The 13,809-nt window shown below is 61.9% G+C and carries 13 protein-coding genes; 4 read left to right on the forward strand and 9 right to left on the reverse strand.

What is annotated here, in order from left to right; all coding sequences use genetic code 11:
* Positions 1–5: 5 nt before the first annotated feature.
* Together R4P70_RS17590 and R4P70_RS17595 are read right to left on the reverse strand one after the other, a co-directional pair.
* A complete protein-coding gene (locus R4P70_RS17590) occupies positions 6–290 on the reverse strand; it encodes a DUF3017 domain-containing protein (RefSeq protein ID WP_003940740.1) in 285 nt (94 codons plus the stop codon).
* Positions 291–295: 5 nt separating this feature from the next.
* A complete protein-coding gene (locus R4P70_RS17595; protein ID WP_007727401.1) occupies positions 296–1,153 on the reverse strand; it encodes a bifunctional methylenetetrahydrofolate dehydrogenase/methenyltetrahydrofolate cyclohydrolase in 858 nt (285 codons plus the stop codon).
* Between the two features lie 64 nt (positions 1,154–1,217).
* Here R4P70_RS17595 and R4P70_RS17600 point away from each other — a divergent pair, with 64 nt between their 5' ends.
* Both R4P70_RS17600 and R4P70_RS17605 read left to right on the forward strand, forming a co-directional pair.
* On the forward strand, positions 1,218–1,697 hold the full coding sequence (locus R4P70_RS17600) for a GNAT family N-acetyltransferase (protein WP_019747653.1): 480 nt from the start codon (positions 1,218–1,220) through the stop codon (positions 1,695–1,697).
* A gap of 31 nt (positions 1,698–1,728) precedes the next feature.
* Positions 1,729–2,004 (forward strand): DUF1905 domain-containing protein, encoded by a 276-nt coding sequence (locus R4P70_RS17605; RefSeq protein WP_020969121.1) that lies wholly within the window; start codon positions 1,729–1,731, stop codon positions 2,002–2,004.
* 6 nt (positions 2,005–2,010) lie between these two features.
* Here the strand turns inward: R4P70_RS17605 and R4P70_RS17610 are convergent, their stop codons facing one another.
* The 5 genes from R4P70_RS17610 to R4P70_RS17630 all read right to left on the reverse strand — a co-directional run bounded on the left by R4P70_RS17610 (position 2,011) and on the right by R4P70_RS17630 (position 6,190).
* On the reverse strand, positions 2,011–2,631 hold the full coding sequence (locus R4P70_RS17610) for a pentapeptide repeat-containing protein (protein WP_287483430.1): 621 nt from the start codon (positions 2,629–2,631) through the stop codon (positions 2,011–2,013).
* Between the two features lie 51 nt (positions 2,632–2,682).
* A complete protein-coding gene (locus R4P70_RS17615; RefSeq protein ID WP_317831043.1) occupies positions 2,683–3,354 on the reverse strand; it encodes a DUF2510 domain-containing protein in 672 nt (223 codons plus the stop codon).
* A gap of 1,336 nt (positions 3,355–4,690) precedes the next feature.
* Positions 4,691–5,116, reverse strand: a complete 426-nt coding sequence (locus R4P70_RS17620; RefSeq protein WP_317831044.1) for a hypothetical protein — start codon at positions 5,114–5,116, stop codon at positions 4,691–4,693.
* Positions 5,109–5,633, reverse strand: a complete 525-nt coding sequence (locus R4P70_RS17625) for a hypothetical protein (protein ID WP_047271799.1) — start codon at positions 5,631–5,633, stop codon at positions 5,109–5,111. The genes R4P70_RS17620 and R4P70_RS17625 overlap by 8 nt, the downstream gene beginning before the upstream one ends.
* A 143-nt stretch (positions 5,634–5,776) precedes the next feature.
* A complete protein-coding gene (locus tag R4P70_RS17630) occupies positions 5,777–6,190 on the reverse strand; it encodes a hypothetical protein (protein ID WP_317831045.1) in 414 nt (137 codons plus the stop codon).
* Positions 6,191–6,904: 714 nt separating this feature from the next.
* On the opposite strand from R4P70_RS17630, the gene R4P70_RS17635 reads away from it, so the two are divergent.
* Positions 6,905–7,717, forward strand: a complete 813-nt coding sequence (locus R4P70_RS17635) for a hypothetical protein (protein ID WP_047271803.1) — start codon at positions 6,905–6,907, stop codon at positions 7,715–7,717.
* Between the two features lie 421 nt (positions 7,718–8,138).
* Entirely contained in the window at positions 8,139–8,603 is a 465-nt protein-coding gene (locus R4P70_RS17640) for a tRNA (cytidine(34)-2'-O)-methyltransferase (RefSeq protein ID WP_007727408.1), read from the forward strand.
* 6 nt (positions 8,604–8,609) lie between these two features.
* Here the strand turns inward: R4P70_RS17640 and R4P70_RS17645 are convergent, their stop codons facing one another.
* Together R4P70_RS17645 and R4P70_RS17650 are read right to left on the reverse strand one after the other, a co-directional pair.
* Positions 8,610–12,794, reverse strand: coding sequence for a bifunctional nitrate reductase/sulfite reductase flavoprotein subunit alpha (locus R4P70_RS17645; protein ID WP_317831046.1), 4,185 nt, complete (start codon positions 12,792–12,794; stop codon positions 8,610–8,612).
* A gap of 180 nt (positions 12,795–12,974) precedes the next feature.
* Entirely contained in the window at positions 12,975–13,808 is an 834-nt protein-coding gene (locus tag R4P70_RS17650; RefSeq protein WP_317831047.1) for a DUF3626 domain-containing protein, read from the reverse strand.
* Between the last annotated feature and the right edge of the window lies 1 nt (position 13,809).

The raw sequence follows: 13,809 nt of genomic DNA on the forward strand, positions 1-13,809 counted from the left end.
TCTTCTCAGTCGGTGCCGAGCGGATCGATGGTCAGGGCGAGCGTCGCGATCAACACACCCATCACACCCATCGCCGCAGTGTCGAAGACCCTTCCGCGCACCGCGAGCAACCCCACACGATTCTCGGGAACGAACCACCGAGCGGCAGCTCCGATGATGACGGCAACACCGAAGACGAGGGCGCCGCGACGCCACCGGTCGGCCAGCACGAGAACCACGGCCGCCGCGATCACGGCGAGGACCGCGAGCATGGGCAGATTCTTCTTCGCGAGGCCGACCAGTGAGGACATCGGACTCAGACTCCGGCCAGAACCCGCTCGGCGCGCTCGACCACGTTGGTGATCAGGAACGCGCGGGTCAGCGGTCCGACACCACCGGGATTGGGTGAGACGAAGCCGGCGACCTCGTTCACGTCGGCTGCCACGTCGCCGCGCAGGCCGTCGTCGGTGCGACTGACGCCGACGTCGAGGACCGCTGCTCCGGGCTTGACCATGTCTGCGGTGATGAGGCCGGGAACGCCGGCGGCAGCGACGATGATGTCGGCGCGGCGAACCTCGGCCGCGAGATCGCGGGTACCGGTGTGGCAGAGCGTGACCGTCGCGTTCTCGCTACGACGCGTCAGCAGCAATCCGATCGGACGACCGACCGTGACGCCGCGTCCGACAACCACCACGTGTGCACCGGCAATCGGGACCTCGTAGCGACGCAGAAGGTGGAGGATTCCACGTGGGGTGCACGGCAGCGGGGCTTCCTTGCCCAACACCAGTCGACCGAGGTTGACCGGATGCAAGCCGTCGGCATCCTTGTCGGGGTCGATACGCTCGAGGGCCGCGTTCTCGTCGAGGTGCTTGGGGAGCGGCAACTGCACGATGTAGCCGGTGCACTCGGGATTGGCATTGAGCTCGTCGATCGTCGCGTTGAGCTGTTCCTGCGTGATGTCGGCAGGCAGGTCGCGTCGCAAAGAATTGATACCGACCTTGGCGCAGTCGTTGTGCTTGCCGCGCACGTAAGCCGCGGATCCCGGGTCGTCGCCCACCAGGATGGTGCCCAAGCCGGGTGTGATGCCCTCTGCCTTCAGAGCGCTCACCCGCACCTTCAGGTCTTCGAAGATTTCGTCGCGGGTAGCTTTGCCGTCGAGGATCGTTGCAGTCACGGCGACCATTGTTCCAGGTTAGGGTCGATGAGTGACAACGGCTCCGGAACTACGCGGCCCGAGGGTGCTCCTCTCCCCTGTCGCGCCCGATCATCACGCCCGTCTGCGGGCAATTCACCTGCACCCGGACGTCGTGCAGTGGTGGCAAAATCCCGACGACGACTGGCCTGCAGCGCCGGAGGCCGGCACCACGCGCTACAGCATCTTCTACGGCGACCACCTGATCGGCTTCATCCAGTGGTACGAGGCGGAGGACAACCCCGACTTCCGCCACGCCGGGCTCGACTTGTTCCTCGATCCAGACTTTCACAGCCAAGGGTTCGGTCGCGAATCGATTCGCGTGCTGTGTGCCCACCTGATCGACGACCTCGCATTCCACCGTCTGGTCATCGACCCGGAAGTCGACAACTCCGTCGCCATCGCTTGCTACCGATCGGTGGGGTTCAAAGACGTCGGGGTGATGCGCGAGTACTCGCGAGATCGCCATGGTGTGTGGAAGGACGGACTGCTGATGGATCTGCTCGCACGGGAATTCATCCGCTGATCACAAGGTACGACCCGAAGGGACAGTCATCATGTTGCTGGACAAGGAATTCACAGCCACCTTGCAGAAAAGTGACGCCAAGGGTGGGTGGACCTACGTGATCTGGCCGGAGTCCGCCGAGTTCTTCGGCACCCGCGGCCTGGTCAAGGTACGCGGGACGATCGACGGACATCCGTTCCAGAGTTCGTTCATGGCGCTGGGAGACGGCAACCACAAGCTGCCGGTCAAAGCCGATCTTCGCAAAGCCATCGGCAAGGAGACCGGCGAGATGGTGACAGTGCGCCTCGAGGAGCGCGTGGAGAGCTAGGCGCCTCTACTTCATGTCTACGACAAGACCGTGCGCCGACGCATAAGCCACCGCCTGCATCAACTCGATCTGCGCGTTTCCGACGGATGCGGACGTCCACAGGCTCGGATCGATCCGCGCGCCGCGCAGATCTGCACCTTCGAGTTTGAGTCCACCCGTACGAGCACCGGACAGATCCGCCGACGCCAGGACCGCGCCCCGCAGGTCGGCCCGAACCAGGTTCGCTTCACGGAATCGGCATGAGGTGAAGTCGATCTTCCTCAGGTCCGCCCCACCGAGTGAGGTCAACGAGAAGTCGACTTCGTCGAGCGTCAACGGCCGGATACGGCAACCGTCGAACGTCGACCCGAGCAGACTGCAGTTTCGGAACGTGCTGTGCCACAGGCTGGTCCGAGCAAAATTGCAGGAGCGAAACGCCGTTCCCGTGTGCACGGACTCCCCCAGATCGGTGCCGGTGAAGTCACAATCCGTGAACACCACCGACTCCGTCGTGAGTCCGGTGAGGTCGGCGTCTCGAAAATTGCAATTGGTGAAAGTGCGCTGACGCCACTTCTGCCCGGCCAGCCGCGCGTCTGAATAGTCTTCGCCGACGACGTCGTCGGATTCTTCGGGGAGCATGCCGTCCATACTGCCCCGCCGCACCGACACCGGTTCAGCGCCCCTGATGGCGGCGGACAATCAGCCAGCCGACACCCAGCGATCTCGTCCGTCGCTACCAATCCCACACACCATGGGAGTGCCCTTCTTTGTCACGCCTGTCGCTCCAGGTGACGAGCAGAATGATCCCGGATTCACCGTTCCTCCCGACGGTTTCGGGGGAACGTAGACGGGTTCCGTTGTCTTCGGCGGCGTGTACGCCGGGGCGGGCGGAACGTACGGCGTAGTCGTGGTTACCGGAACCTGCGGAACCAGCGGCACGATTGCCACGGTTGTCGTCGTCGGTGGCGGCACGATCGTTGTCGTCGTCGGCAAGAGGGACGAAGTCGCGGTCTTCGTCGTCGACGGGACCGTGCTTTTGGTTGTCGTCGCCGCCGCTGTCGTGGAAGAGGTCACAGCAGGCGTCGTTGATTCTTCCGACTTGCCCGCGCCCGTCGCCGCGGCGATGGCAACCAGCCCCACGACTGCTGCGCCGGCGATCCACGGCCACTTACGCCGCGTCTTGCCTTCCTCGGCGTTTGCGTCCGGCAGCGGCGAACCGGGAGCACCGAAGACCTGGGTGGGAGTGCCGAAGGCTTGAGTGGGTGCGTCGACGCCCTTGGGCCGGGTCTGTGCAGTCCACTGCTGACCGTCCCAGTAACGGTCGATCGTGGGGTCGAAGGGGTCGGGGTTCCAACCGGCGGGAGGGTTCATCAAAATGTCCGTTCTGCGAAGAGTGCCGGAAATAGATTCGCACGGACTGGCCGGTTTGTTACCAATTCGCCCACACTTCCCGACCGGTCTTCTCACGGACGCGGGCACCGATACGACGCCCGGTACAGTTCCTCGAGTGTTCCGAGTGATGTTCCACGAATTGAACAACAGCCTCCACAAAACATGAAGCCCCCGGCGTGCTGGAACACGTCTGGGGGCTGGCACCAGACAATGGAGGTTGTCTTGCACCAGTTGCCGAGCGTAGCAACGCACACCATCACCTGTGAGGCTGAAAGCCGGTACGCAGAGCTCGTAGCGCTCGGGATATCCCTTCCGCTCCTGTCGATTTCATCTGCGAGCACATCGACGGAGTCGTCTGGATCCCGGGCGATCCAGTCACTGCAGTTTGGATCGACAAGGACTGGACCACGGTGGCCCGTCACAAGTCCGGCACCCACCGCATCTACCGCGTTCGCTAACGACCCGCTCCGTTCTCGACGGCCCGTCCGCGGGGAGCACGGTGCGGGCCTTTGGTCTGCCGTCGTTTCCCAGGGGAGTTCGACGTAAACCAACCACCCGCCGTGAGCTACATCGGCAGGTTGTACGGCCAGCCTGATCGAATGCCAACCCGGTCTGATCAATCGGTGCGGCCCGATTAGCAACGGACGCACGCTCTGGGTGCGCCCGGTGGGTAGAGGGCCCTATACCGCGATTGCGCTGGGTTACTTATCAAGGGGTGGAGGCTGCCTGCCTGCCTCCACATCGATCACACACCCCGGAGGATCCGCGAAACTCGATCGTCGCGACTGCCCAGACTGGATGCATATTCGTCAGTGGGTCTACCTCGAGCAGACCTCACCTCGAGTGCTTCTATCGGTGCTCCCCGACGTGAAGCACAACCGCGAACGTCATCGAGCCGAGCAGACGGCTTCCGCCAGGATCCCGATTCATCCGGCTGGCGTGATCCGCCAGCGGTTCCCTCAGAAGTTTGAAATGGGCAACAAGTGCTACCCCTGCGGAGTCCACACGGTTCGGGGGAATCAGTGGCCTATTGGGGATCTGCCCCGCCGTTCGGGCACGCACTGTGTCGGGTGGCTGAGTGGACAGCCCTCCACGACGCTCGGGAAGTCAGGAATCGGCGGAACGCCCAGAACGCACGGCGAAGGCGGCACGGTGCATGACATGATCCTCCGAAGCGGTCGAAGGCCACCACTACGCTCGGGCGTCTACGCGCATCTGTTCGAGGACGACCATGCCGACGCAATGGCGATGCTAGGAGCGGGTCAGTCGGACGTCGGGAACGTGGTGAGGATGCGACTGGGGTAAGGGATGGCGGTCAGACCGATGCGGCTATCTCGCGAACCGCGTCACCAATTTTGACGTGAACTACCGCCTGAGTGGGCTGTGCCTCGCGCGCCGGCGGTTGATTTGCGATTCGTTCACGGCCACTGAATGTGCTGAGAAAGTCTGTGATCTGACCATAATTGCCCCCGCCAAGTATGCCCGTGGGGGAGGTCATCCTGTAGGTTTCGGCGCGGCAGAACCGTGGATAGACGTCGATAACTTTTACTCGAAGCTTCTCGGTATCTCGCCTCCCCAGTTCATCCCCTGTGTCGGGATCGATTACGGGCGCACCATCTGGGTCCATTACGGCAAAAATCATACCGAGTTCTACCCCCTCGTCCTCGCCCTTGTTGATTAGCAAGATAAAGCGGTCCTCGATATCGGCAACCTTGCCGCGGATCTGAGGTCGTTCAGCCATTCTGTGTTTCTCCCTTGCCATCCACTCCAGCGATCTGTTGACGACTGCCGATCTGAGCGTCGTCCTGCTCGAAGTCTTTGCGTGCGGCGTCTGCGCCTGCGGTCGACAGGCTTTGCCATTCTCTCAGCGAATGATATGCCTGACGTACGGTGACGCTAATAACCGCAAGGGCGCTGTAGACCTCCCGATGTGCTTCCGGGTGGCGCCCCTCGTTGAGGGCATTCGAAGCAGCTGCGAGCCGGGAGTCGATGTCGTGGACCCCGTGCAGCATCACGTTGATTCCGTACGCGGCATTTTTGACATCTCGTTGCAGCTTCTGATTCGCGTCGCGGCGAAAATAGAAGTCGGTTACCCAGATGCCCACTGCCAGAATAAATATCGGACTTGCGACCTGGCATAGTATTTTTAGTCCATTCGTAGCCTGGTACACGCCAACAGTGCTGGCGACAGCGGAACCCAGGAGCAGCAATCCGAGGATCCAGTACCACAAGGGCTGCTTCCTCTCGTGTGGTTCCATATCTCTCCTGTTCCGTGGCGGCGCTCTATGCGGATGTCGAAGATCATTTCATCGAGAGGTTTGTAGCAGTTCATCGGTGGGTGTATTAGTAGCAACGATGAATCCACGCCTACAACTTCAGCTGTTGGTGTGCAAACGCTGGATTAACCCACGGCGAGCATGTTTGCCGTGTACCCGACAATGACGCCGGCGAACAGCAGGCTGATCCCGAGCCATAGGCGGTGCTTACTGATCGCAAATTGTGCTTGAACAAAGTCGGTTAGAGCTTGTCGTTCGACCATGCCGCTCGGACCAAGCTGATCAGCCAGCTGTTCACGTGCCTGGTTTGCAATCGTGGGTAGCTTGATCGAGCCTCCGCCGAATCCTGGTATCGATCGGCCGCTTTGCCGGGCGAGATGATCCAGGTGTTCCTGCCGTTTTTCGGCGGCTTCATCCAGCCGAACCTTGAACCCCGTGAGATTTCGTTGAGCTTGCATGACGTCGAGTGCAACTAGGACTGCCCCGGCGAGTTGAAAAAGAAGCGCCGCAGTGTTGAGTCCGTACACAGCTAGGTTCACGCGGCGGACAATAGCGGTACAGACTGACATTGCGAGAGGTACGACGGAGGTACAGGCTCTTCGGGAACGACGAATGCCCCGGCTGCACGACACCGACCAGGGCCTTCAAGAGAGCCGATGACGGGAATCGAACCCGCGTATTCAGCTTGGAAACCCGTACATGATGGCTCGGCCGCATAACCGCCCGGTCAGGGATGGGGCCTGGGATACCCCCTGCGGTGCCTAGCATCCCGCTTGGCCTGCAGAGATGGGTCGATCAGCTTCGTCAACCTCGTGGGGTCGACCGCCTGAGACGCGCAGACGCGCCTGTGCGGTCCGACGGAAGCCCCGGATCCGGTGGCCGACCGGCAACGACGCAGCCCCCGCCGTGTCCAGCCTGTGTCTGCAGCGTGTGCTGCGAAGACAGGTTCGATCGAACCTGTGTACTCCTGTCGAGAACAGGTCGCGCATGCGTTTGCGGTGAATTGAGTCCTGACCGGCGCTGCCGGATAGGGTGCTGATCCGAAAATCCTTCCAGTCATTGAGTATTCATTCTTCCCACTTAATGGAGGGATCAGAGAAGTAGTCACCGACAAATCCGGGCGATGTGCCCAGGTGAGTGAATCACAGCAGCTGAATCGGGGTTCCGATCAGCCGCCGCTAGGCGTCCGCGGCGTCGGTCGGTACACATAGGCTTCGAAGGTCCAACCGACATGGAAGAAGCGAGACGGTGCTGTGAAGAACGAACAGGGTCAGCGTTACCGCACGGCCGACGAGGTGGCGGCGTACTCAACACCGTTCGATGGGAAGTGCTGGCGGTGCGGCGACACCACACTGACCGGGGAACACAAGTTCAAACGCGCGGACCTCAAAGGCCTGTTCAAGTCAGGGACGAAGGTTCTCTGGACGGACGGCACGCAGGTCAAACACGTCCAGGGTCCAAACTCCGACCTTGCAAAGTTCAGGCCGAATCTGTGCGCGGAGTGCAACAACGCCCGAAGCCAGGACTCCGACCGCGCCTGGGATCTGTTCAGTCAGTACGTCCACGCCCACTGGGACTCCCTTGCCGACACCCGACGTATCTACTTCCGGGACGTGTTCCCCAAGCCGATTGGCACACACGCGACTGAACTTGCGCGGTACGTACTGAAGCATTTCGGGTGCAAGATCGCCGCCAGCGACTTTGCTGTCCCGTCCGACCTACTGGCCTACCTGAACGGGGACGAGTCTTCGCAATCCATCCAAATGGCAGCGTTCTACTCTCATGAACGGGCCGCGCGGATGCGCGCGCGGAATGACAACGCCCGGTCCATACAGATCCTGTCCAGCGGGCCGCACATTGCAACCGCAAGTCGATCACGTGGAACCGTCGTAGACCATGTGACCGAACTGTCAGTCGGTCCTGTGGGTTTCCTCGTGAAGTGGGCCGCAGATCAGAAGGCGGACACTGGATTCTGGCACGGTCGGTTCCTGTCCCTTTACAACCGGGACGATCTGCCCTACCCCGAACTTCACGAGCCGTGGCCGAGTTTGAAACTCGATACGTGACACGACGCCCAGTGTTGCGGATGGAGCCATCTCCACTCAGGAGACACGCTCTAGGCGCACTAGACCTGCTGCTGTGTTACGGGCGAGTGCTCTCGATCGTCCCGCCCCCTCCAGCCAATGCCGCGTGGAGGACGCGAGTGCCGCCGATCGAACTTCCAAGCGGCGATCACGTCGTATTCCTCGATACGCTGGTTCAGCCACCTGCCTAGCTGCGGAGTATCGAACGGGTCGACTGCACCAGATACGTCCGCATCCTAGGCCCAGCCGATCACCGTGTGGCCTTGGGCCTCAGCCCACCGCTGAATCGTCTCTCGCTGGCGTTCGATGGAGTTCGACTCGTCCGTGGGCTTGGACAGTCGAAGCCTGCAGAGGACACTCAGACCTGAAGCAGGCAGTTCGGCGTACTGTACGGTTGCGTGCTGTGTTCCGAGTGATGTTCCACGAGCCCCGCATCCCACCCAACACCGGAAACGCGATCCGCATGGTCGCGGGCACCGGTTGCGAACTCCACCTGGTCGGCCCTCTCGGGTTCGACTTGTCGGAGCCGAAGCTCAAGCGCGCAGGCTTGGACTACCACGACCTGGCGACTGTCACGGTCCACGAAAACCTGACCGCTGCCTGGGAAGCCGTCACCCCCGCTCGCGTGTTCGCCTTCACCGCGCACGCGACCACGTCGTATGCCGATATCGCCTACCAACCCGGCGACGTCCTGCTGTTCGGGCCCGAACCCACCGGACTGTCCGAAGAAGTATTGGCGGACGAACACGTCACCGAGCGCCTGCGTATCCCGATGCTGCCCGGACGCCGGTCCCTCAACCTGTCCAACGCTGCCGCCCTCGTGACGTACGAGGCCTGGCGTCAGCACGGGTTCAAGGGCGCTGTCTGATCGACGTCAGTAGACGTCCCGGACATAGCGCTTCTCCGCCGAAAGAGCCTTCACGTACGCCTCGGCACTGCGAGGTGCCAGTTTTCCGTGCTGAGCGACCACCCCGTTGAGGGCACTGTCGACGTCCTTGGCCATCCGGTTGGCATCGCCGCAGACGTAGAAGTGCGCTCCCTTCTGCAACCACTCCCACAGCAGTGCACCCCGCTCACGCATCCGGTCCTGCACGTAGACCTTGTCGGCTTGATCCCGGGAAAACGCGAGGTCGAGTTCGGTGAGGAATCCGTCTTTCCGCAATTCTTCGATTTCTTCGCGGTAGTAGAAGTCGGTCGCGGCGTGCTGTTCTCCGAAGAACAGCCAGTTCGGACCCGTGTGCCCCAATGCCCGCCGCTCATGCAGGAAGGCACGGAACGGTGCAATGCCGGTCCCCGGACCGACCATGATCATCGGGGTCTCGGGATCAGACGGTGGCCGGAAGTGGGTCGACTTCTGCACGTAGATACCGATGTCGTCATCGTGAGCGTGGTCGGCGAGGTAAGTCGAGCACACTCCACGCCGTGGGACACCCGCAACGTTGTAGCGCACCGCGGACACCGTCAACTGCACTTCGCGCGGGTTCTCTTTCGGACTGGAAGATATCGAATACAGCCGCGGCTGAAGCGGTTTGAGCAGCGAGAGCCATTCGTCTGTCGAGGCACGAACGGGCGACTGTGCGAGAATGTCGACGGACTGTCGTCCCCACGACCAGTCTTTGAACGTGGAGACATTCTCCGGCTTCAACAACTCGGCCAGGTCCGAATCGCGGGTTCGTTGATGCACGAATCGAATCATGTCGGTCGAGATTCGAGTGATCTCCAAGCGCTCGGTGAGCGCGGTACGCAGCGTCATTTCCCCGTACTGCCCCAGTTCGACGGTCTCGTCACCGTCGAGGCCGGTAAGGGTGAGCCACTCGTCGACAAACGGAGAGCTGTTTCGGGGCCAGACTCCGAGAGCGTCGCCGGCTTCGTAACTGACCGTGTCACCTGGAAGGTGAAAGCCCAACTGCCGCACGTCTTTGGAAGAACCCGGACGGTTGAGCACGACATTGCGCGTCAAGGCTGTGGTCAGTGGCGCCTTCTTGTTGTACTGCAGCGGCGCCGGCATCGCCGGTGAAATCGGCGGGGTTGCAACGGTTGTCCCAGAATACTTCTTTGCAACGACGACGTCGGCCGTCTCACCAGCCGCCGAGCGCTGAAGTTCAGCCGTGACAGAGTCCAGCCATCCAGCAGCGGTGTCCTCGAAATCGGGCTCACAGTCGGCGCGATCGACGATACGACTGGCCCCCAGTTCAGCAAGGCGGGCGTCAAGCTTTCGTCCATGCCCACAGAAGTCGTCATAGTTCGAGTCGCCGAAAGCGATGACTGCATACCATGTCTCGGCCATACGGGGCGCCGTGTCAGCAGCTAACGCATCCCAGAAACCGCTGCCGTTGTCCGGGGATTCGCCGTCACCGGAGGTACTGGTGATCAGCAGGACCTCCCGGGTGTCCACCAGGTCGGCGGCCGGGAACTCGTCCATTGCATGCATCACCACGGGCAAGCCAACTTCCCGGAGGCGAGCAGCGCAGGCGGCGGCAAATTCTTCCGCGTTTCCGGTCTGCGATGCCCAGAGCACCACGATCGGCGCGCGTTCTGTCGCAATGCCCGGAGCCGAGGACAACGCGGGCCCGTCGGTGTCAGGGAGCGAGGTTCGCGAGTACAGGCCGGCCAATACCCCGTCGACCCACATCCGCTTTTCGGCGTCGAACGGCGCCGTCGACGGCAACGTCGGGACCCCGGCAGTGCGATCGGCGTCCGCACGCAGCGCGGCGAGAAGACCGGCCAGGTAGCTCTGCTGGAGCGCATCGAATACCACTGCAGGTGTTCCTGTTTGACCGATGACATCCGCGAGGACATCGGTTCGCGACAAAGCCCGATCAGCTGGCGCGGAAGCCACCAGCGGCGCCTCGGCGAGCACTGTTTCAGGTGTGTTCACGGCGACCTTCGTCATAGTGACAGCACAGGCTTTGAACTCCGGTTGCTGCGAGGCTGGATCGATGGCGTCGTTGGTGACAGCGTTGATGGACAGATATTCGCCGAAGGCGTCGTTCCAGTGAAACGGGGCAAAGCAGTTCCCCGGACGCACTCGGTCGGTGATGACGGCCGGAAGCACAGCGCGACCGCGGCGTGAGGCAATCTCGATCGCATCCTGGTCGACGACGCCGAGCCTGGCGGCGTCGTCGGGATGGATCTCGACGAAGGGACCTGGGTTGAGTTTGTTCAGCTTGGCGACCTTGCCCGTCTTGGTCATGGTGTGCCACTGGTGCGCGAGACGACCGGTGTTGAGCAGGAATGGATAGTCGTCGTCGGGCATTTCGGCGGGAAGCATGTGCGGCCGTGCGAAGAACATCGCACGGCCAGTGGCGGTGGGAAATGCGAGCCGCGGAGTGCTGCCGTCCTCGCGGATCAGGAGCCTTTGACTGACACCGTTATTGACGTATCGGATGGGATGACGGTCCTGATCACTGTCTGGCGGGCACGGCCACTGGATTGATGTCTTGCGGAGGCGCTCGTAGGTGACGCCGCGTAAGTCGTAGCCGGTCTTCGGATTCCAGAACTGCTTGATCTCTTCGAACACCTCTTCGGCACCGGTGTAGGTGAACGCCTCGACATACCCCATCTCGCAGGCGATCCGGGCGATGATCTGCCAATCAGGCAGCGCCTGCCCGACCGGATCCAACGCCTGCTGGAAGAGCGTCAGGTTGCGTTCGGAATTGATCATCACTCCGTCGGACTCTGTCCACAGTGACGCGGGCAGCAGAACATCGGCATATTCGTTGGTCTCGGTGCCCAGGAACGCATCCTGGGTGATGACGAGGTCAGCCTTCTCCAAGCCGTCGATGACGGTCTTGCGGTTGGCCACCGTTGCAACGGGATTGGTGCAGATGATCCAGCATGCCTTGATGTCACCCGCCGCCATGCGGGAGAACATGTCGATGGTGCCACCGCCGATGTCGGTGCGCAGCGAGCCTTGCGGGATCCCCCACCTCTCCTCGACGAATTCGCGATCGGCGTCGACCATCACTGCACGCTGGCCGGGCAAACCTGGACCCATGTAGCCCATTTCACGCCCACCCATGGCGTTCGGCTGCCCGGTCAGCGAGAACGGACCGCTGCCGGGCTTGCAGATCGCACCGGTCGCAAGGTGAAGGTTGCAGATGGCGTTGGTGTTCCACGTGCCGTGGGTGCTCTGGTTCAAACCCATTGTCCAACAGCTCATCCAGTTTGCAGCCTCACCGATCCACTGCGCTGCAGTGCGGATGTCGGCTTCGGGGATACCGGTGATCTCACTGACCTTCTCCGGGGTGTACTCCGCGAGGAAACTGGGCATCACCTCCCAGCCTTCGGTGAAGTCGGCGATGAAGTCAGGGTCGGTGTGGCCGTTCACGACGAGCAGGTGGAGTAGTCCGTTGAGTAGCGCGAGATCGGTGCCGGGAGCGATCTGCAGGAACAAGTTCGCCTTGTCGGCGGTGGCACTGCGTCGAGGATCGACGACGATCAACTTCGCGCCTGCCTTGATCCGCTCTTGCATCCGCAGAAAGAGGATCGGATGGCAGTCCGCCATGTTCGCGCCGGTCACGAAGAACACGTCGGCGTGTTCGAAGTCCTGATAGGAACCGGGCGGTCCGTCGGCCCCGAGAGACTGCTTGTACCCGGTGCCGGCACTCGCCATGCACAACCGGGAGTTCGATTCGATCTGATTGGTCCCGATGAATCCCTTGGCCAGCTTGTTCGACAAGTACTGGGCTTCGAGAGACATCTGCCCGGACACGTACAACGCAAATGCGTCGGGGCCGTGCTCGTCGATGATTGCCCGTAGACGCTGGGCGGTGTCAGTGATGACGGCGTCCATGTCCGCGGCTTCGATCGCATCCCCTCGGCGCGGACGGCGATATGCAGAGTCCATTCGCCCCGGACCTGCGAGCATGTCTGCGGTCGTGGTCCCTTTGGTGCACAGACGCCCGAAGTTGGTGGGATGTGTTTTCAGACCGGAAGACTTCGCAGCCTTCCGGCGTCCCGTCTCCGGATCGGTGATGATGTCGAGGACAAGACCACAGCCGACCCCGCAATACGCGCAGAGTGTGTCGACACTGGTGGTGGTGAGTTGAGCGCCCATCGATTCATGCATCCCTTCGACCGAGGATCAAGGTCGACTTCTATCTTCGGATGCAGTTGTTTCGGGAGTTCATGCTCGATGTTGCGTATCAATCACTCTTTCCTCACCGCGCCCTTCGGACCGATGTGCGGTCCCGGAACCGGCGGTCGTCGACGGGCAGCGATACGCGAATGCCCAGTTCTACGCCCTGCCGCCGAATCGAGCAATGTAGTGCCAGACCTTTTTGACGTCCTGCGGATCGAAGGACGCGCTCCGTGCGAGCCCCAGTACGGCAGGCGTCAGTCGCCTGCCGCGGGCAATTTCTCGGGCAAGGTCGACGACGGTCGCTCCCCGGTATTCGGGATGTTCGGCTATCTCTTCGACATCGACCGCGTAACCGTCGTGCCACAGGACCGGGCACGTGAGTGAGTGGGCGATCTCTTCGATCCGTGTGCCGCGGTAGCTCGGGTCCAGGACGAGTGCCTCGACGTCCGTTCCGATGTCGACGACGCCGTGGACGTGCGCCTCGATGTAGTGGTCGAGCGGATCGTCGAACTCGGCGACTCTGGCGGCGCCGACCAAGCTCATCGCTTCGGCCGTTCCGAAGAGATCAGGCTCGAAGACGCTGTCCGGAAAGCAGAAGGTGGTGCGGTCGAGTGTGTGCTCGGCAAGCCGGAAGTAGGACGAGCCGAACCGAGGGGCTGCCCCGTACGGATCGGCGGAGAAGTTCAACGATCCGTACTTCGGCCGTTCCGACGGCTCTCGCTCGTCGTAAGCCCCGCCGAATATCCGACTCTCCCACCGCCAACGGTCGCCGCCGTGATGCGCTGTCAGTCCGCCGTTGCTGGTACGAGTCTCGAACTGGGTCACGTAGGTGCCTTGACGTGCGATCGAGGCCAGTGTCAGACCACGTTCAGACGGGAGGTCTGGATGAAAGTGCAACGTCACCCGGTGATTTCGATCCACCTGGTCACCCTTCGAGAGATCGCGCACGTGCGCAATCGCGGCAGATGAGGGAGTGGAATCAACAGGCATT

Origin of the sequence: Rhodococcus sp. IEGM 1241 (genome assembly GCF_033142365.1) — a bacterium.
In the GTDB taxonomy this organism is placed as follows: Bacteria; Actinomycetota; Actinomycetes; order Mycobacteriales; family Mycobacteriaceae; genus Rhodococcus_F; species Rhodococcus_F erythropolis.

Coding starts and splice junctions, on each gene's coding strand:
- R4P70_RS17590 (WP_003940740.1), bottom strand. CDS start 290: ATGTCCTCACTGGTCGGCCTCGCGAAGAAGAATCTGCCCATGCTCGCG.
- R4P70_RS17620 (WP_317831044.1), bottom strand. CDS start 5,116: ATGGCTGAACGACCTCAGATCCGCGGCAAGGTTGCCGATATCGAGGAC.
- R4P70_RS17610 (WP_287483430.1), bottom strand. CDS start 2,631: ATGGACGGCATGCTCCCCGAAGAATCCGACGACGTCGTCGGCGAAGAC.
- R4P70_RS17625 (WP_047271799.1), bottom strand. CDS start 5,633: ATGGAACCACACGAGAGGAAGCAGCCCTTGTGGTACTGGATCCTCGGA.
- R4P70_RS17605 (WP_020969121.1), top strand. CDS start 1,729: ATGTTGCTGGACAAGGAATTCACAGCCACCTTGCAGAAAAGTGACGCC.
- R4P70_RS17615 (WP_317831043.1), bottom strand. CDS start 3,354: ATGAACCCTCCCGCCGGTTGGAACCCCGACCCCTTCGACCCCACGATC.
- R4P70_RS17650 (WP_317831047.1), bottom strand. CDS start 13,808: ATGCCTGTTGATTCCACTCCCTCATCTGCCGCGATTGCGCACGTGCGC.
- R4P70_RS17645 (WP_317831046.1), bottom strand. CDS start 12,794: ATGGGCGCTCAACTCACCACCACCAGTGTCGACACACTCTGCGCGTAT.